This window comes from Arthrobacter sp. SRS-W-1-2016 (assembly GCF_002009585.1).
Taxonomy (GTDB): Bacteria; Actinomycetota; Actinomycetes; order Actinomycetales; family Micrococcaceae; genus Arthrobacter; species Arthrobacter bambusae_A.
In genome coordinates, this window is the sequence record NZ_MTPV01000078.1 from 19003 (window position 1) to 37683 (window position 18681).

The 18681-nt window shown below is 64.9% G+C and carries 18 protein-coding genes; 17 read left to right on the top strand and 1 reads right to left on the bottom strand.

Going from position 1 to position 18681, the window contains the following annotated elements; all coding sequences use genetic code 11:
- Positions 1 to 142 precede the first annotated feature (142 nt).
- The 3 genes from hisS (at position 143) to BMF89_RS20975 (ending at position 4308) form a co-directional block, all read left to right on the top strand.
- Positions 143 to 1498, top strand: coding sequence for a histidine--tRNA ligase (gene hisS / locus BMF89_RS20965; protein ID WP_078108979.1), 1356 nt, complete (start codon positions 143 to 145; stop codon positions 1496 to 1498).
- 145 nt (positions 1499 to 1643) lie between these two features.
- Positions 1644 to 3437 carry an aspartate--tRNA ligase gene (gene aspS, locus BMF89_RS20970; RefSeq protein WP_078108980.1) on the top strand — a complete coding sequence of 598 codons (1794 nt, stop codon included), beginning with the start codon at positions 1644 to 1646 and terminating at the stop codon, positions 3435 to 3437.
- Between the two features lie 100 nt (positions 3438 to 3537).
- The gene (locus tag BMF89_RS20975; protein WP_078109014.1) at positions 3538 to 4308 is read left to right on the top strand and encodes a GNAT family N-acetyltransferase; all 771 of its coding nucleotides are present in this window, start codon (positions 3538 to 3540) and stop codon (positions 4306 to 4308) included.
- A gap of 15 nt (positions 4309 to 4323) precedes the next feature.
- On the opposite strand, the gene BMF89_RS20980 is transcribed toward BMF89_RS20975, so the two are convergent.
- Positions 4324 to 5001 carry an acVLRF1 family peptidyl-tRNA hydrolase gene (locus tag BMF89_RS20980; RefSeq protein WP_078108981.1) on the bottom strand — a complete coding sequence of 226 codons (678 nt, stop codon included), beginning with the start codon at positions 4999 to 5001 and terminating at the stop codon, positions 4324 to 4326.
- 41 nt (positions 5002 to 5042) lie between these two features.
- Between BMF89_RS20980 and BMF89_RS20985 the strand changes: the two genes are divergently transcribed.
- The 14 genes from BMF89_RS20985 to nusB all read left to right on the top strand — a co-directional run bounded on the left by BMF89_RS20985 (position 5043) and on the right by nusB (position 18594).
- The gene (locus BMF89_RS20985) at positions 5043 to 6503 is read left to right on the top strand and encodes a replication-associated recombination protein A (RefSeq protein WP_078108982.1); all 1461 of its coding nucleotides are present in this window, start codon (positions 5043 to 5045) and stop codon (positions 6501 to 6503) included.
- A gap of 170 nt (positions 6504 to 6673) precedes the next feature.
- On the top strand, positions 6674 to 7294 hold the full coding sequence (gene rpsD, locus BMF89_RS20990) for a 30S ribosomal protein S4 (protein WP_078108983.1): 621 nt from the start codon (positions 6674 to 6676) through the stop codon (positions 7292 to 7294).
- 149 nt (positions 7295 to 7443) lie between these two features.
- Positions 7444 to 7818 carry a DUF948 domain-containing protein gene (locus BMF89_RS20995; RefSeq protein ID WP_078108984.1) on the top strand — a complete coding sequence of 125 codons (375 nt, stop codon included), beginning with the start codon at positions 7444 to 7446 and terminating at the stop codon, positions 7816 to 7818.
- A gap of 42 nt (positions 7819 to 7860) precedes the next feature.
- Positions 7861 to 8073 (top strand): hypothetical protein, encoded by a 213-nt coding sequence (locus tag BMF89_RS21000; protein WP_078108985.1) that lies wholly within the window; start codon positions 7861 to 7863, stop codon positions 8071 to 8073.
- A 131-nt stretch (positions 8074 to 8204) separates the two neighbouring features.
- Positions 8205 to 10883 carry an alanine--tRNA ligase gene (gene alaS / locus BMF89_RS21005; RefSeq protein ID WP_078108986.1) on the top strand — a complete coding sequence of 893 codons (2679 nt, stop codon included), beginning with the start codon at positions 8205 to 8207 and terminating at the stop codon, positions 10881 to 10883.
- A 2-nt stretch (positions 10884 to 10885) separates the two neighbouring features.
- Positions 10886 to 11476, top strand: coding sequence for a Holliday junction resolvase RuvX (gene ruvX / locus BMF89_RS21010; RefSeq protein ID WP_139359771.1), 591 nt, complete (start codon positions 10886 to 10888; stop codon positions 11474 to 11476).
- A complete protein-coding gene (gene mltG / locus BMF89_RS21015; protein ID WP_078108988.1) occupies positions 11473 to 13161 on the top strand; it encodes an endolytic transglycosylase MltG in 1689 nt (562 codons plus the stop codon). Before ruvX ends, mltG begins: the two co-directional genes overlap by 4 nt.
- Complete coding sequence (locus BMF89_RS21020) at positions 13158 to 14063, top strand: shikimate dehydrogenase (protein WP_078108989.1); 906 nt, start codon at positions 13158 to 13160, stop codon at positions 14061 to 14063. The genes mltG and BMF89_RS21020 overlap by 4 nt, the downstream gene beginning before the upstream one ends.
- 29 nt (positions 14064 to 14092) lie before the next feature.
- On the top strand, positions 14093 to 15292 hold the full coding sequence (gene aroC / locus BMF89_RS21025; protein WP_078108990.1) for a chorismate synthase: 1200 nt from the start codon (positions 14093 to 14095) through the stop codon (positions 15290 to 15292).
- Positions 15292 to 15858 carry a shikimate kinase gene (locus tag BMF89_RS21030; protein ID WP_290439685.1) on the top strand — a complete coding sequence of 189 codons (567 nt, stop codon included), beginning with the start codon at positions 15292 to 15294 and terminating at the stop codon, positions 15856 to 15858. Before aroC ends, BMF89_RS21030 begins: the two co-directional genes overlap by 1 nt.
- A complete protein-coding gene (gene aroB, locus BMF89_RS21035) occupies positions 15855 to 16946 on the top strand; it encodes a 3-dehydroquinate synthase (protein ID WP_078108992.1) in 1092 nt (363 codons plus the stop codon). Before BMF89_RS21030 ends, aroB begins: the two co-directional genes overlap by 4 nt.
- On the top strand, positions 16943 to 17464 hold the full coding sequence (locus tag BMF89_RS21040) for a tetratricopeptide repeat protein (protein ID WP_078108993.1): 522 nt from the start codon (positions 16943 to 16945) through the stop codon (positions 17462 to 17464). The genes aroB and BMF89_RS21040 overlap by 4 nt, the downstream gene beginning before the upstream one ends.
- A gap of 156 nt (positions 17465 to 17620) precedes the next feature.
- Positions 17621 to 18184 (top strand): elongation factor P, encoded by a 564-nt coding sequence (gene efp / locus BMF89_RS21045; protein ID WP_078108994.1) that lies wholly within the window; start codon positions 17621 to 17623, stop codon positions 18182 to 18184.
- Complete coding sequence (nusB, locus tag BMF89_RS21050; RefSeq protein ID WP_078108995.1) at positions 18184 to 18594, top strand: transcription antitermination factor NusB; 411 nt, start codon at positions 18184 to 18186, stop codon at positions 18592 to 18594. Before efp ends, nusB begins: the two co-directional genes overlap by 1 nt.
- Positions 18595 to 18681: the final 87 nt, after the last annotated feature.

Here is an 18681-nt window from a genome sequence, read left to right on the forward strand (position 1 = left end):
ATGTGCAGGCGCCGAAAGCATAAACTGGCTGCCGCACATAGTTTATGCATGACTGGCTGGACGCCCGCCCAAGCTAAGCCGAATCGGCCGTGGTTCGTGGCGGCGGTCCGGCCCGCGCAATCGTTGAGGAGAAAATTCCACCATGGCTCGTACCGCCTCCCTGTCCGGATTCCCCGAGTGGCTTCCCCAGGAGCGGTTGGTGGAACTGCACGTGCTGGACACGTTGCGCAAGACGTTCGAACTCCATGGCTTCTCTTCCATCGAGACCCGCGCTGTGGAAACGGTGGGCCAGCTCCTCCGCAAGGGCGAGATCGACAAAGAGGTGTACGGACTCAGTCGCCTGCAGGAAGACGAAGACGCCGCCGGCGAGGGCGGAAAGTCCGACAAGGCAGATCCCCATGCCCTGGCCCTCCACTTCGACCTCACGGTGCCGTTTGCCCGCTACGTCGTCGAGAACGCCGGCTACCTTGCCTTCCCGTTCCGCCGCTACCAGATCCAGAAGGTATGGCGGGGAGAACGTCCCCAGGAAGGCCGCGCCCGCGAGTTCACGCAGGCGGACATCGACGTGGTGGGCGACGGCGAGTTGCCGTTCCGCTACGACGTCGAGATTGCCCTCGTGATTGCGGAAGCGCTGAGCGCCCTCCCCATCCCGGACTTCCGTTTGCGCATCAACAACCGCAAGCTGGCGGAGGGCTTCTACCGCGGCATCGGCCTCATGGACACTGCCGGCGTCCTTCGCAGCATCGACAAGCTTGAGAAGATCGGCGAAGCGAAAGTTGCCGAATTGCTCAGGAATGAGCTTGGCGCCACGGATGAGCAGGCGGCACTCGCGCTGAAGCTTGCAGGCATCCGCACCGAAGACACGTCCTTCGTCGGCCAGGTCCGGGCGCTTGGCGTCTCGGACGAGCTTCTTGAAGAGGGCCTCAGTGAGCTGGAACAAGTCATCGAGGCCGCCGTGCAGCGTGCCCCCGGGAAGGTTGTTGCCGACCTCAGCATCGCCCGGGGCCTCGACTACTACACCGGCACCGTCGTCGAAACCGTCCTGGTGGGCCACGAGCAGCTCGGTTCCATTTGCTCCGGAGGCCGCTACGACGCCCTTGCCAGCAAGGGCAACCGCAAGTTTCCCGGCGTCGGCCTCTCGATCGGGGTGACCCGCCTCGTCTCCCGCATCCTCAGCCAGGACTTCGCGACGGCGTCGCGCTCGGTGCCCACGGCCGTGCTCGTGGCCTTGAACAACGACGACAGCTGGTCTGCCGCCCAGGACGTCGCGGCGCAGCTGCGCGGGCGGGGGATCGCAACCGAAGTTGCGGCGAAGGCAGAGAAGTTCGGCAAGCAGATCAAATTCGCCGATCGACGCGGCATTCCCTTCGTCTGGTTCACCGACGACGACGGCAAGCACCAAGTGAAGGACATCCGCACCGGTGAGCAAGTCGACGCGGATCCGGCCAGCTGGGAGCCGTCGCCCGAGGATCTCCACGTCCGCATCACCACGCGCTAAACACGCACCGGCGCCCCAGGGGCGTTATCCCGGCCAATGTCGCCGGGAACCGGCCTGGCCTGGTGGGGCCGTGCATCATCCGTACGGGTAAACTCGAACGGGATCGTTTTGTCATGATCCTGTAAATCATGTTGAAAGGAATGCTGTGCTGCGCACACATGACCTCGGATCCTTGCGTTCCGAGCACATTGGACAGACCGTCACCCTGGCAGGCTGGGTAGGCCGCCGCCGAGATCACGGTGGCGTGGCCTTCGTCGATCTGCGTGATGCGTCCGGTGTCGCCCAGGTGGTTGTCCGCGAGGAAGAGGTCTTCCACGGCCTGCGCAATGAATACGTGCTGCAGATCGTGGGCACCGTGAGCAAGCGTCCCGAGGGCAACGAGAACCCGGCCCTCGCCACGGGTGAGATCGAGGTCATCGCCGAGAAGGTCGTGATTCTCAACACTTCGGATCCCCTTCCGTTCCAGATTGACGAGCACGTTGAGGTCGGCGAGGAAGCACGGCTCAAGCACCGCTACCTCGACCTGCGCCGCCCCGGCCCCGCCCACAACCTGCGGCTGCGCTCCGAAGCGAACCGCGTGGCCCGTGAACTGCTTCACCAGCAGGGTTACGTGGAGATCGAAACTCCCACGTTGACGCGTTCGACGCCGGAAGGCGCCCGCGACTTCGTTGTTCCGGCGCGTCTGGCACCGGGTTCCTGGTACGCGCTTCCGCAGTCGCCGCAGCTTTTCAAGCAGCTGCTCCAGGTTGGTGGTTTCGAAAAGTACTACCAGATCGCCCGTTGCTACCGCGACGAGGACTTCCGTGCGGACCGCCAGCCGGAATTCACGCAGCTCGACATCGAGGCCAGCTTCGTTGACCAGGACGACATCATCGAGCTTGGCGAACGGATCGTCAAGGCACTGTGGCAGCTGATCGACGTCGAAATCCCGACGCCGATCCGCCGCATGACCTACCACGAGGCCATGGCCAAGTACGGCTCGGACAAGCCGGACCTGCGCTTCGGCCTGGAACTCACCGAGTTGACGGAGTTCTTCAAGGACACGAATTTCGGTGTCTTCAAGGCACCGTACGTCGGCGCCGTCGTCATGCCCGGCGGAGCCTCGCAGGCCCGCCGGGCGCTGGACGCCTGGCAGGAATGGGCAAAGCAGCGCGGGGCCAAGGGCCTCGCGTACGTGCTGTTCAAGGAAGATGGCGAACTCACGGGTCCCGTTGCCAAGAACCTCACGGACACCGAGCGGGCCGGCCTGGCTGACGCTGTGGGCGCCAAGCCCGGCGACTGCATCTTCTTCGCCGCTGGCGAGAAGTCCCCGTCCCGCGCTCTGCTGGGAGCTGCCCGAGTCGAGATCGGCCACCGCACCGGCCTGATCGATCCCAAGGACTGGGCATTCGTCTGGATCGTCGACGCGCCGATGTTCGAACCTGCAGCCGCAGCAGTCGCCTCGGGTGACGTCGCGGTGGGTGGCGGACAGTGGACGGCCCTGCATCACGCCTTCACCTCCCCGAAGCCCGAGTTCCTGGACTCCTTCGACAAGGACCCGGAAGCGGCCCTGTCCTACGCCTACGACATCGTGTGCAACGGCAATGAAATCGGCGGCGGGTCCATCCGTATCCACGAGAGCGACGTGCAGGAGCGCGTTTTCGAGCTCATGGGCCTGGACAAGGAAGACGCGCAGACCAAGTTCGGCTTCCTGCTGGAGGGCTTCAAGTACGGCGCACCTCCGCACGGCGGCATGGCCTTCGGCTGGGACCGCGTGGTGGCCCTGCTGGCCGGCGTCGACTCGATCCGCGACGTCATCGCGTTCCCGAAGTCCGGCGGCGGCTACGACCCCCTGACCGCTGCTCCCGCGCCCATCACGGCGCAGCAGCGCAAGGAAGCCGGAGTTGACTTCAAGCCTGAAGCCAAGGCCCAGGCAGCTCCGGCAGCCAAGCCGGAGTAGCAGGACACCGCAGAAGTAGCCCGGAGGCCCCCGCATATCGCGGGGGCCTCCGGCGTACCATGACGGCGATTGATTTCGAGGAGTACGCGTGGCGCAGGAGATGAGCCTGGCATTGATCGAAGCGCTGATGGACCAGGCTTGGCCGGCCCCGGATCGTGAGGACACCGGAGGATGGGTCATGCGTGCGGCCGGTGGTGTCACCCAGCGGGCCAACTCGGTCTGGCCGAGGGAAGAGGCCGTTGACCACGAGTCTGCCGTACGGGCCGCCTCGCTGTGGTATACCTCCCGGCGCCTGCCGCTGATCTTCCAGGTCTTCGACGACGAGCGGAGCGCGGGCCTCAACGCTGTGCTCGATGCGCAGCGATTCACCCGGCAATCCGAGACCCTCATCATGGTCCGCGCGGCTGACACACCTCCCGGCGCTCCCCGCGGTGACCTGCCGAACGACGTCGAGATCTCCGAGGAGCCGTCCGAAGAGTGGCTGCGGCTGTGGTGGTCCGTCGACGGGCGCGGCGGCGACGCCGAGCTGGAGATCGCCCGGAAGATCCTTGTGTCTTGCCCCTCGGTCTACGCCCTCGTGACGGACGACGACGGCGTCCCGGCCGCCGTCGGACGCCTTGCCTTGGTGGACGGTAGGGGAGGCATCTACTGCATGGCAACCGCGGCCGGACACCGTCGGCGGGGCTTCGGGCGCCAGGTGCTTGACGCCCTTCTGACGGCTGGCAGTCACCGAGGCGTGTCAGAGTTCTGGCTGCTCGCGATGGCCTCGAATACCGCTGCCCAGGCTCTGTACGAGGGCGCCGGATTCACGGAGCGCGGCAGGTATCTCTACCGGCAGGCGCGCCCGCAACGGGCGTTGTCGGGCTGCTAGTGGCGCTGCGGTCCGCTACGGCGGATCAGTGACCTGTATCCGCACCGCGCACGCATCCGCCGCGGCACGGCGCAGCACCGTCGCATTGGGATCGGCGACCGCCAGGAACGCGAGCCTTGTCCGCGATGCGTATCCTTTCAGCGCCGTTTCCTCCAGGACTGCCGCGGACAGCGCGGCGTCTCCGCCCAGGACCAGGTATTCGATACTGTGTCCGGCGAACACGCCGGCGGCATATCCGGCCACGGCCTCCGTTAGCGCGTTGGCTTGGTTCTCGCGCCGCCGGGCAAAGCGTTGCTGCGAGGATCCGCCTGCCGCGGAGCGTGACTGGACGTAACGGGACCCCGACTTGGACGCAGACACTTTGCCGCCGCTCACGACGCCCACCGCGTAGCCGCCTCGGCGCACCAGGACGATACCGAGCCGCCGTTCCTGTGAAGCAAGCGACGCCAGGCGCTCAACCGTGGTGGTTCCCTTGCCGGGCCTGCCATCGACAGGCCAGGGGGCCTTCAATAGCGCGGTGGCGCCGTCAGCCGCCCGCAGAAGGGTACCGCCTTCGTCGGGTTCTTCCGCAACGGCGCCATGGCTCGCGGCGAAGCGCTGCACCCAACCGGTCACGCGCGGACCGGGGATGAAAGCGGTGCGTCCCGCCCCTGGCTGCTGCTTTTCGTTGGGGCCGGATGGCCGGGTCTCCACGTCGATGTCTCCTTAGCTGGAATCATGAGTAGCCTATCCATGTGGAAGATCTCTTTGGTGCCGGCGCGGACAACGACGACGACCCCGGCAGCCAGGCGGCGGATCCGGACAGTTCCAGAACAGGACGTCCGTCGTCGCCGCGGAGCCCTTTGGCTGTCCGCATGAGGCCCCGGACGCTCGACGACGTTGTGGGCCAGCAGCACTTGCTGGGCAAAGGTTCCCCCTTGCGTCAGCTTGCCGCGGGGGCCGACGCAGCCGGTCCTGCCGGTCCGAGCTCGGTCATTTTGTGGGGACCCCCGGGCACGGGGAAGACAACTCTGGCACACGTCATCGCCCGCGGACCGGGCCGGAAGTTCGTCGAATTGTCCGCCATTACCGCGGGCGTCAAAGATGTCCGGCTGGTCATGGAAAACGCTTTGACTGCCCGGGATCTCTACCGGACCACCACCGTGCTCTTCCTGGACGAGATCCACCGCTTCAACAAAGCCCAGCAGGACGCACTGCTTCCGGGCGTCGAGAACCGCTGGGTGGTCCTGGTCGCCGCCACTACCGAAAACCCTTCGTTCTCGGTAGTCTCCCCGTTGCTCTCGCGATCACTCCTGCTCACCCTCAAACCGCTCACTGACAGCGACATCGAGGCGCTCCTGCAACGGGCCGTCGCTGATGCACGCGGCTTGGCCGGCGGAGTGGAGCTCACTCCGGAAGCCCTCGAGCATCTGGTCCGCTTGTCCGGGGGAGATGCCCGCCGCGCGCTCACCGCCCTTGAGGCAGCTGCGGGCGTCGCCTACGGAGACCGGAACACCACCGACGGCGGCGACGCTTCCGAAGAGCCCGGGCTGGCCGGCGACGGGGCCCCGGAGGCTCCGGTCGTCGTCGAACTCCGCCACACGGAGCGGGCACTGGACGTGGCCGCGGTCCGGTATGACCGCGCCGGCGACCAGCACTACGACGTCGCCAGCGCGTTCATCAAGTCGATCCGCGGTTCAGACGTCGACGCGGCCCTCCACTACCTGGCCCGCATGCTCGAAGCCGGCGAGGATCCGCGCTTCGTGGCCCGCCGGATCGTCATTTCGGCTGCCGAGGACATCGGCATGGCAGATCCCACGGCGCTGCAGACCGCAGTCGCCGCAGCCCAGGCAGTGCAGTTGATCGGCATGCCCGAGGGGCGGATCATCCTTGCCGAGGCCGTGGTGCACCTGGCGACGGCGCCCAAGTCGAATGCCGCGTATATGGGCATCAACAAGGCCATCGCCGATGTGCGTGCGGGGATGGGGAACGGGATCCCGGCGCACTTGCGGGATGCGCATTACCAAGGGGCGAAGGGCCTTGGCCACGGCCAGGGCTACAAGTACGCCCACGATGCCCCGCACGGCGTAGCCACCCAGCAGTACGCGCCGGATGACCTGGTCGGCAAGGACTATTACGAACCCACGGCAAACGGTGCGGAACGGGATATTGCTCCCAGGCTCGAGCGGCTGCGCCGGATCATCCGCGGCAAGTAGGCGTCATGGTAGGCTAGTTGCTTGTCTGGCAAGGCTCGGGCGCACAATCCATCAAAACCAAGGTTTTGGTGCTGTGCCCTGCGCCCCGTAGCAAAAGGCAGCGGTTGGCCGATGCTCTCCCTCATGGAGGCCAGTAACACTGACACACCGCAGATATTGGAAGGACACAAGTGGCTAACAACACTCGTGCTCGCCGTACCGCACGCCTTTCGCGTGCACTCGGCATCGCTCTGACTCCCAAGGCCGCCAAGTACATGGAGCGCCGTCCGTACGGCCCCGGTGAGCATGGCCGTGCCCGCAAGAAGCAGGACTCCGACTACGCCGTACGTCTGCGCGAAAAGCAGCGTCTGCGCGCCCAGTACGGCATCCGCGAAGCCCAGATGACCCGTGCCTTCGAAGAAGCACGTCGCACCAAGGGCCTGACCGGTGAAAACCTGATCGAACTGCTCGAAATGCGTCTCGACGCCCTCGTGCTGCGTGCCGGCTTTGCCCGCACCATCGCCCAGGCCCGCCAGCTGGTTGTGCACCGCCACATCCTCGTTGACGGTATCCGCGTGGACCGCCCGTCGTTCCGCGTTGCTGAAGGCCAGCTCATCCACGTTCACAGCCGCAGCGAAGTCATGGCTCCGTTCCAGGTTGCAGCTGCCGGTGCACACGTGCTGAACTCCGTTCCGGCTTACCTGGACGTCAAGATCGACGCCCTGCAGGCACGCCTGGTTCGTCGCCCGAAGCGCTCTGAGGTCCCCGTGACCTGCGAAGAGCAGCTCGTGGTCGAATTCTACGCTCGCTGATTTCCAGCAAGCACCTACAAAGAAGCCCGTGGCACGCGCCGCGGGCTTTTTTGTATGTAAGGTACTTGGGGAAGCCACGCCGGGGGTACCCGTGTCGATCGGGATCGAGCACCAACGGCAACGCAACAAATGCTAGGAGATGAGTGTCCATGACTGGTGGCGATATTGCAGGCCTGATCGCGGCCGGAGTTTTCGCGCTCCTTGTGGTGCTGTTGGCCGTGCCGATCCTCAAACTCGGGCGCGTCTTCGATGAAGTCCGCACCTCCATCCGCTCCTTGAGCGATGGAGCGACGCCCCTGATGGACGAGGTCACGGCAACGGTGTCCACCACCAACCAGCAGCTGAAAAGGGTGGACGGGATCACTTCAAACGTTTCCGATGCCTCCGCCAACATCTCTGCTTTGTCCTCGCTGGTGGCCGCAACAGTCGGTTCGCCGCTCATCAAGGTGGCAGCTTTCAGCTACGGAGTGCGCTCGGCTTTTGCGGCCCGCCGCAAGCCGAGCAGTGGCCGCCGCAGCCGCTGAATCCGTTCGTAAGTCAGGAACACTGTGAAAAGAATTGTCTGGATGGGGATCGGCGTGGCAATCGGAGTCATCGCCTTCCGCAAGACCACCCAAGCACAGGCCAGTATTGGTCCCGACGGCCTGAACCGCGCGGTAGCGCGACTGGCTGACGGCGTCTACGACTTCGCCGATGCCGTGCGCGCCGGAATGAATGAACGCGAAGTCGACCTCCGTGCCGCGCTCGGCATCGCGGAGTCCGACGCAGGGAGCCGTTAAGCAGCCGCCAGGCACCGCGGTTCGCTCAAGCGGCCGTCAACAGGGCAGAATTAGAAGCTGCGGCGATGGCACATGCCAAAACCGCGCACAAACTCATGTGCAGTGAATTGAGAAGGGTAAGTAATCAGCTAATGAAGTCGCAGGAGATCACCAAACGCTGGGTGGACTTTTTTGTCAGCAAGGGCCATACCGCCGTTCCCTCAGCGTCGCTCGTATCCAGCGACCCTTCCCTTCTCTTCACTGTGGCCGGCATGGTTCCGTTCATTCCTTACCTGACCGCCCGCGAGGAACCGCCCTTCAACCGCGCCACGAGCGTGCAGAAGTGCATCCGCACCGGCGACATCGAGGAAGTCGGCAAGACCGCCCGCCACGGGACGTTCTTCCAGATGTGCGGAAACTTCTCCTTCGGGGACTACTTCAAGGAAGACGCCATCAAGTTCGCCTTCGAACTGCTCACGAAGAGCGTCGACGACGGCGGCTATGGTCTCGATGTTGAGCGCCTGTGGGTGACGGTCTACGAGGAAGACGACGAAGCCCAGGATCTGTGGCTCAAGAACACGGGAATCCCCGCCTCGCGCATCCAGCGGATGGGGAAGGCGGACAACTACTGGTCCACCGGGCAGCCTGGTCCTGCCGGTCCGTGCTCGGAAATCTACTACGACCGCGGCCCGGCCTATGGCGCTGAAGGCGGTCCCATCGCGGACGAAAACCGCTATGTCGAAATCTGGAACCTCGTGTTCATGCAGTACCAGATCGAAAACGTCCGCTCGAAGGTGGACTTCGACATCGTTGGCGAGCTGCCCAAGAAGAACATTGACACCGGCCTCGGCATGGAGCGCCTCGCGATGATCCTGCAGGGTGTTGAAAACATGTACGAAACGGACCAGGTCCGTCCCGTCATCGACAGGGCCGCGGCCCTGTCCGGCAAGGAGTACACCTCCGCCGAGTCTCCCGACGACCCGCACCACACGGACGACGTGCGAATGCGCGTTGTTGGCGATCACATCCGTTCGGCGCTCATGCTGATCTCCGACGGCGTGTCCCCGTCCAACGAGGGCCGCGGCTACGTCCTGCGCCGTCTGATCCGCCGTGCCGTCCGTGCCATGCGCCTCCTCGGCGTCGAAGAGGCTTGCCTCCCGCAGTTGCTGCCGGCTTCCCGCGACGCCATGAAGGGCGTCTACCCCGTGGTGGAGACCGACTTCGATCGCATCAGCCGCATTGCCTATGCCGAAGAAAAGGCCTTCCTGCGTACCATCGCCTCCGGCACTGCCCGCCTCGAGGAAGCCGTGGTGCTCTCCAAGGCTGCCGGAAAGCCCTTGTCCGGCGAGGATGCCTTCGCGCTGCACGACACCTACGGGTTCCCGATCGATCTCACCCTCGAAATGGCCGAGGAAGCCGGCTTGAAGGTTGACGAAGCCGAATTCCGCAGCCTCATGCTCGAACAGCGCCAGCGTGCGCAGGCAGATGCAAAGTCCAAGAAAGGCGGACACGCCGATGTCTCAGCCTTCCAGGAGCTCCTGGCCGAAGGCGAGACCGTCTTCACCGGTTACACCGAGCTGGAAGGCGAGGCCCGCGTCCGCGGGATCGTCAGCTCCGGCCGGCGTGTTGCCCACGCTTCGACGGGCGACGAAATCGAGCTCGTGCTGAACGAGACACCGTTTTACGCGGAGGCCGGCGGGCAGTCGGCCGACAAGGGCCTCATCACCGGTGACGGTTTCGTCGTCGAGGTCCTCGACGTCCAGCGCCCCGTGAAGGGCCTGAGCGTCCACAAAGCGATCGTCCGCGAAGGCGAGATCGCCTCGGACGCGTTGGTGCGCGCCGCCGTCGACCGCGAACGCCGCCACGCCGCAGAGCAGGCCCACACCGGTACGCACATCGTGCACGCCGCCTTGCACCAGATCCTCGGCCCGGAGGCCACCCAGCGCGGCTCCTTCAACAAGGCCGGTTACCTGCGCTTCGACTTCGCCTGGGGCGAGGGGCTGAGCGCCGCCACGCGGTCCGAGATCGAAGAGGTCTCGAACATCGCGATCCGCAACAACTTCCGGGTGGACACCAAGATCATGGGCCTCGCTGAGGCGAAGGCCCTCGGCGCCATGGCCCTCTTCGGCGAGAACTACGGCAGCGAAGTCCGTGTTGTGGAGATCGACGGCGCGTGGTCCCGTGAACTCTGCGGTGGCACCCACGTGGCCAACACCTCCCTCATCGGCAGCCTGTCGCTGCTCGGCGAACAGTCCGTCGGTTCGGGAAACCGCCGCGTGGAAGCCTTCGTTGGCCTGGACGCCTTCCGGCACCTCGCAGCCGAGCGCGCGCTGGTCACCGAGCTCACGGAGATGCTCAAGGTCCCGTCGGGCCAGTTGGCCGACCGCATCTCCAGCACCTTGGCCAAGCTCAAGGCAACCGAGAAAGAACTCGACCGCCTCCGCAAAGAGCAGCTGACTGCAGCCGCCGGGAACCTCGTCGCCACGGCCCGGGATGCCGCAGGCGTCAGGGTAGTGGCACACGACGCCGGCCAGGTCGGGGGAGCGGACGACCTCCGCAGCCTCGCCATGGACCTGCGCAACCGGCTCGGCTCCGACGCCTCCACGGTTGCCGTGGCCGGTGTCAGCAACGACCGTCCCGTAATTATCGTGGCCACCAACGAGGCTGCGCGCGAAGCCGGCGTCAAGGCAGGTGCCCTGGTCCGCGTGGCCGCGGGAATCCTCGGCGGGGGCGGCGGTGGCAAGGACGATGTCGCCCAAGGCGGCGGAACCGACGCCGCGAAGATCGCACCGGCCCTTGCGGCCGTTGTGGACGCGATAACCAAGCGCTGATCTTGGAGGCCATTGCGCGCAACGACGACTACCCCCGGGGCATCAAACTGGGGGTGGACGTCGGCACCGTCCGTGTGGGAGTCGCCATCTGCGACCCGGACGGAATCCTGGCGACGCCGTTCAAGACGGTGAGCCGGGACGCCAAGAAGAATTCCGACATCGGGGTCATTGTCCGGCAGGTAGCGGAGCTCGGCGTCGTCCAGGTCTTCGTCGGGTTGCCGCGCACCATGAAGGGCGAGGAACACGCGTCCGCCGTCATGGCGAGCGACTACGCGGAGTTGCTCGCAGCCCACTTGCAGCGCCGTGGGCTCGACGTTCCGGTCAACATGGTGGACGAGCGGCTCAGCACCGTGACGGCCCACCGCAATCTCCATGAAGCTGGCATGAGCAGCAAAGATCATCGTAAAGTGGTGGATCAGGTTGCCGCTGCCGGAATTCTGCAGCACGCGATCGACATGCAAAAAGCCAGAGGTGCGGATGTGGGCAGGCGCGTGCAGGCGCCAATGCCACCCCAACACATTGACGGTGCCAGTGCGCCGCTTCCGGCCTCCGGCATTGATCCACACTCTCCAACGAGGGGAAGACAACTGTGAGCCCGGTCAACAACGACCCCTCCAACGACGCAGCAGAAGACCGTACCCGGCCTCTGACTCGTCGTGAAATCCGTGCCAGGGAACGCTTCCTGGAGACGCAGAACCAGGAGGTTCTGCCACCACCAGTGCCTGTCCACTTTGAGCCTGCCGAGGTTCCGAAGCCGCAGCCTGCATATGTCCCGGACTACGCGCCTGCGGCCCCTGAAGCCGCCACCCATGCCGCTGGCCTCCGCGACCACGGTGTTCCCAACCAAGCCGCTGCTTCCGAAGGCGCGGCTGCGCACGGCGAACCGGTTCAAGCGGACGAGGACGTGCAGCAGCACGATGCTTCGGATGCAGGCTTCCTGCAGCACGAAGACCCAGCGCAGCACGAAGACCCACTGCAGCACGAAGACCCGGCGCAGCCGTTCGACGCTGCCCACTACGACATGGTGCACCCTGACGACATGGAGCACGACGACGCTGCCGGCTACGATGTCGCGCACGCTGACGAGTTCCACGAGCTGCCTGCCCATGAAGAGGGCCTTGAGCACCACCACGATCCCGGGTTGGCTTACGAGGTCCATGATGAGCACCCTGCCCATGACCTCATGGCGGCTGCGACTCCTGTGCCGAAGGCCCGCTCGAAGAAGGTCCGCAGGCGCCGCCGCCTTGTTGCTCTCCTGCTCACCCTCACGGTCTTCGTCACAGCGGTAGCCGTTGGGGCGCAGTTCCTGAAGCCATTGCTCGGGATGGACAAGGTCAGCGACTACCCCGGCCCGGGTACCGGCTCGGTGACCATCACTGTAGCGCCGGGTTCCGGCCCCAAACTGGTCGCCACAAACCTTCAGAGCCAGCACGTCATTGCCGACGCCGATACGTTCGTGGCGGCCTTCACTGCTGCCGGGGGTGAACTCTCACCCGGTGATTTCACCTTCCGGACGGAAATGAAGAACTCCGATGCGGTGAACGTGCTCATCGGCAAGGACACTTCCAAGGTCATGTATTTCGCGCTCAGTGCGGGATTGCGCATCGGTGAATCACTTGATGCGATCTCCAAGGGCTCGGGCATCCCGTTGTCCGACCTGAAGGCGCTCAGCGACTCGCCGGGCCAGTTTGGCCTTCCCGCCCAGGCGAAGAACCTGGAGGGCTTCCTGGCACCGGGGGAGTACCGCTTCCCCCTTGGAACCTCTGCCAAGGACATCCTGCAGAAGCTCGTCACGTCGACAACCGATGAGCTCAAGGCCCAGGGTGTCACGGATCCGGTCAAGCAGTACCAGACCATCACAGTGGCCAGCATCGTGCAGGCTGAAGGCGGCCAAGCCGATTATGGCAACGTGGCCGGCGCCATCTACAACAGGCTCAAACCGGGCAACACCGAGACGAACGGCCTCATCCAGTCGGACGCCACGGTTACCTATGGCCTGGGTACCAAGACCTTCCACCTGACCGATGCCCAGAAGGCCGACAAGAGCAACCCCTACAACACCTACGCCAACGTGGGCCTTCCGGTGGGTCCCATTGGTTCCCCCGGCAAGACGGCGATCGATGCCGCCGCCAAACCGACAGCCAACAACTACCTTTACTGGGTGACCATCAACCTGGACACCAAGGAAACCAAGTTCTCCAGCACTTTGGCGGAGCACCTCAAGTACGTTGACCAATACAACGCGTGGTGTGCAGCCAACGCCGGACGGTGCGTGTGAGTAGACGTGCCGCCGTCCTGGGGCACCCTATCGGTCACTCGAAGTCACCGGCGCTCCACCGCGCGGCCTACGCGAAGCTTGGGCTCGACATCGAGTACTCGGCGATCGACGTGACCGTTGAGCGGCTCCCGGCCTTCATGGCGGGCCTCCAGGCAGGGGACGACTGGTGCGGTTTGTCCGTCACGATGCCCCTCAAGACCGCCATGGTGGACGAAGTCGACGAGGTCCGGGGGGCGGGGGCGCAATTGGGCGTCATCAACACGGTCGCGTTTGAAGCCACCGGCCAGGGCGTGCGGCGGATCGGTCACAACACGGATGTGGCCGGCATCGTTGACGCCGTCAGGAACGCAGGAGTCACAGAGCAGCCGGATTCCGCGATCCTTGGCGGAGGCGGGACATCCGCGGCGGCCATTGCGGCACTCCGGGAGCTCGGTTCGAAACACGTTGACGTCTTCGTGCGCGACGCCGGACGGGCCGCCGAGGCGAAAGCCGCGGCGGCCGCCGTCGGGCTTTCCATTCACCTCCGGCCGCTGGCTGAAGCTGCCGAAGGCATTGCCGGACTCGACCTGGTGATCTCCACGCTGCCGCCCCGGGCGGCAGACGGGATCGCAACGCAGCTCGAACAGCTTCCCGACGGCGGCAGGCTTCCCGGCGATGCCAAGTTTCCCGGCGATGACAAGTTTCCCGGCGATGCCTGGGGTGTGCTTCTGGATGTCGCCTACGATCCGTGGCCCAGCCGCATCGCCGAAGCGTGGCATTCCCGGGGTGGGGTGGTGGTTCCGGGGCTGGAGATGTTGCTCTACCAAGCCGTTGAGCAAATCCGCTTGTTTTCCGGTGCCGACGTCACCGCCGATGTCATAGATGTGATGTGTGACTCAGTCGGGCTTCCCCGGCGGGTCTAGTAAGGGCCTTACATGGCAGGATTGGATATATGTTGCGTTGGTTGACTGCCGGTGAATCCCATGGCCCGGCACTGCTCGGAATTGTTGAAGGCGTCCCCGCCGGTGTGGAACTCACCAGCGAGGAAATACGCGACGCCTTGGCGCGTCGCCGGCTCGGCTATGGCCGCGGCGCCCGGATGAAGTTCGAGCAGGACGAAGTGAGCATCCTTGGCGGCGTCAGGCACGGCGTGACTCAGGGGGGCCCCGTCGCGATCCAGATCGGCAACACCGAATGGCCCAAATGGGAGCAGATCATGTCTGCCGACCCCGTGGACCCCGCACTCCTCGCGGACCAGGCCCGCAATGCGCCGTTGACACGGCCGCGTCCCGGCCATGCGGATTTCACGGGCATGCAGAAGTACGGATTCCCCGAGGCCCGGCCTGTCCTGGAACGCGCCAGCGCCCGGGAAACTGCCACCCGCGTTGCCCTGGGTACCGTGGCGTCGCAATTCCTGAAGCAGCTTGGCATCGAGCTGGTGAGCCACACCGTTTCCATCGCGAGCGTGACCGTGCCCGAGGGTCGCCCGCTGCCCGTGCCGTCCGACGTCCTGGCGCTCGATGCCGATCCTTTGCGTTGCTTCGATCGGGAGACCTCCGACGCGATGGTGGCCGAGGTTGACGCGGCACACAAGGAAGGCGAGACCCTCGGCGGTGTCGTCGAAGTCCTGGCCTACGGGCTTCCGCCGGGGCTCGGAAGCTACGTGCACTGGGACCGTCGCCTCGACTCACGCCTTGCTGCTGCCCTGATGGGTATCCAGGCGATCAAGGGCGTCGAAGTCGGCGATGGCTTCCTGACAGCGGCCCGCCGTGGCTCCGCGGCCCACGATGAAATCGTCAAGGACGAGACTGGCCGGATCGTCCGCAAGACCAATCGTGCCGGTGGCATCGAGGGTGGCATGAGCATCGGCGAGGTCCTGCGTGTGCGCGCCGCCATGAAACCCATCGCCACCGTCCCGCGTGCGTTGAAGACCATCGACGTCAGCACGGGCGAGGCCGCCAAGGCCCACCACCAACGCTCCGACGTCTGTGCCGTTCCAGCGGCGGGTGTCGTTGCCGAGGCCATGGTCGCGCTTGTGCTGGCCGAGGCCGTCGCCGAGAAGTTCGGCGGTGATTCGGTCGCCGAGACCGCCCGGAACCTTCGGGGTTACCTGGACAGCATCCCGGCAACCCTGGACTCGGTTGGCCACTAGTGGCCCGCTGTAGTCCGGGCGCCGCTTACGGGCGCGCGATCGCTTTGGTGGGGCCAATGGCCGTCGGCAAGTCGGTCATCGGCCAGCAGCTCGCCCAACAATTGGGCGTGCCCTTCGTTGACACGGACTCCGTCATCGTCGAGCACCACGGTACGATCGCGGATATTTTCGCCGGCCGTGGAGAACATGCTTTCCGGGAAATCGAGGCCAGGACGGTGGCACGTGCCGTTGAAGCTGCGAACATCGACGGCGCGGTGGTTTCGCTGGGTGGAGGCGCAGTGCTCGATTCCGGCACGCAACAACTGCTGGGCGGCTGCACCGTGATCTACCTTGAGTGCGACGCGGAGACAGTCGCTGAGCGCATTGCCCGCAATACAGGCCGGCCACTCCTGGCCGGCGACGCCATGGCCCGCTGGGATGCCCTATTCGCCGCCCGGCGTCCTGTCTATGAACGCCTTGCAGACATCACCGTCGACGTCCGGTCCGGAACCGTTGCGGAAATCGCCCTCCACGTGGAGGAAAGACTGCGTGAATACGCGGCCTTGAAAGAGGAAGTGCAAAAGTGAGCAACGAAGCAACTGTCATCAAGGTCACTGGCCAGTCCGCCAACGAGAACTACGACGTCGTCGTCGGGCGCGGCCTCTTGGAGACCCTTCCCGCGAAGCTGGGTGAGCGCGTCAGGCGGGTTCTCGTGATCCACCCTCGTGCCTTGCGCCTCACGGGCGATACGGTCCGCGCCGAACTCGAGGCTGCCGGGTTCACCGCCCTCACCGCCGAGATCCCCGATGCCGAAGAAGGCAAGCACATCCAGGTTGCCGCGTTCTGCTGGCAAGTGCTTGGCCAGAACGACTTCACCCGCTCCGACGCGATCGTGGCGGTCGGCGGCGGCGCGGTCACCGACCTCGCCGGATTCGTCGCCGCCACCTGGCTGCGAGGCGTCAAGGTCATCCACATGCCCACGAGCCTTCTCGGCATGGTGGACGCGTCGGTTGGCGGCAAGACCGGCATCAACACGGCTGAAGGCAAGAACCTGGTGGGTTCCTTCCACCCGCCCGCAGCTGTCCTTGCGGACCTGGACACGCTCCAGACGTTGCCCAGGAACGAGTTGATCTCCGGAATGGCAGAGGTCATCAAGTGCGGCTTCATTGCCGATCCCGCCATCCTGGAACTGGTCGAAAACAAGCCGGAGGAAGTCACCGATCCCGGCTCGGCGGTGCTCCGCGAGCTCATCGAACGCGCCATCGCGGTCAAGGCGAAAGTGGTTTCCGAAGACCTCAAGGAATCCGGCCTGCGTGAAATCCTCAATTACGGGCACACACTCGGCCACGCGATCGAACTCGTGGAACGCTACTCATGGCGCCACGGTGCAGCGGTTTCGGTCGGCATGATGTTCGCTGCCGAACTCGCCCGCAGCGTCGGCCGGCTTTCCGACGTCGACGCCGACAGGCACCGCACCATCCTGGAGGGACTCGGCTTGCCGGTCACCTACCGCCGGGACCGCTGGCAAGGCTTGCTCGACGGCATGCGCCGCGACAAGAAATCCCGCGGAGACCTCCTGCGCTTCGTCGTGCTCGACGGCGTGGCCAAACCCGGAATCCTCGACGTTCCGGACACTTCGTTGCTCTTCGCCGCCTACCAGGAAATCGCATCATGACCACCGAGACCTTCAGCACTATCAGTGACTGGCCCACGGGAGGATTTCCAGGAGTGCGGACCAATCCGGACACGCTCCTGCCGGCCATCGTCAACGAGGAAGTCATGCAGTCGGCACTGGCTGAGTCCAGCGACCCCGCTGACCGCGTCATGGCGCTCATGCTCGAAGGCCACCCGGGAGAGGCCGCCGAATTGTTGGCGGAGGCGCGCTACAGCGATCCCGAGTCGTTCAAGTTGCGGATCTTCGAAGCCGAACTGCACCGCGCCACCAACCGCTTCGACCGGGCCGTGGAACTCTTCCGCCGGCTACTGGGCGAAGTCCACGGAACCGCAGAGGAACCGGTCGTCCATCAGTATCTGGGGCGCGCCTATTTTGTGGCGGGCAATCACGTCGCCGCGGCGGAGTCGTTCACCAAGGCCCTGGACCTGCGTGTCGCCCTGGCGGCTGACGCTTCCTTGATCTACTCCTCGGCTGTGGCCCTTCAACGCGCCCGGAACGTCCTCGAGCTCGCCTCCTGACAAGGGCGCGGAAGGCGTGACGCATTTTGCCGGTAGAATGGACTTTGGATTTTTGATAAATACGCGCTGGCGGCCGTCAAGGCATGCCTGCTTGGCATAGTCGGGCTGGAAGCCAGAGGCGTAGCTAGAACCAGTGAGAGAAACCAGAGGATACTAGTGGCAACCACAAATGACATCAAGAACGGAACCGTGCTGAAGCTCGAGGGCCAGCTCTGGAACATCATTGAGTTCCAGCACGTCAAGCCGGGCAAGGGCGGCGCGTTCGTGCGCACGAAGATGCGCAACGTCATGTCGGGCAAGGTGGTCGACAAGACCTTCAACGCCGGCCTCAAGATCGAAACCGCCACGGTCGACCGCCGCGACTACCAGTACCTGTACCAGGACGGCGCGGACTTCGTGTTCATGGACACCCAGGACTTCGACCAGATCACGGTCTCCGGCGCCACGGTAGGCGACGCCACCAACTTCATGCTGGAAAACCAGATGGTCAACATCGCCATCCACGAGGGCACTCCGCTTTACATCGAACTGCCCCCGAGCGTCGTCCTCGAAATCACGTACACCGAGCCGGGCCTCCAGGGCGACCGCTCCTCGGCTGGAACCAAGCCGGCTACCCTCGAGACCGGCTACGAGATCCAGGTGCCCCTGTTCGTTGAGAACAACACCAAGGTCAAGGTCGACACCCGCGACGGCAGCTACCTGGGCCGGGTCAGCGACTAGTGAGCGCCCGTGGTAAGGCCCGTAACAGGGCCCTCGAAGTACTGTTCGAGGCGGAGCAGCGTTCCGCCTCCGCTTTCGAGGTCTTGAAGGCCCGCCGGGAAATGACCGACCTCGTCGTCAACCCTTACACGATGGACATCGTGGAAGGCGTGGTTGCCATGCAGCCCACCATCGACGAGTTCCTGCAGACCTACGCCCAGGGCTGGACCTTGGAGCGGATGCCCGCGGTCGACCGCATCATCCTGCGGATCGGCGCGTGGGAGCTCCTCTACAACGACGACGTCCCGGACGGCGTGGCCGTCAGCGAAGCCGTTGCCTTGGCCAAGGTCATGTCCACCGACGAATCTCCTGCGTTCATCAACGGCCTCCTCGGCCGGTTGCAGACGCTGAAGCCTTCACTGCTCGCTTAGGCGGCATTGGAAGATCAGCCCAACTGACTGGCACTTAAGGTCGTTATGAGCCTTCATAACGACATCTGCTGCCAGTCAGTTGGGCTG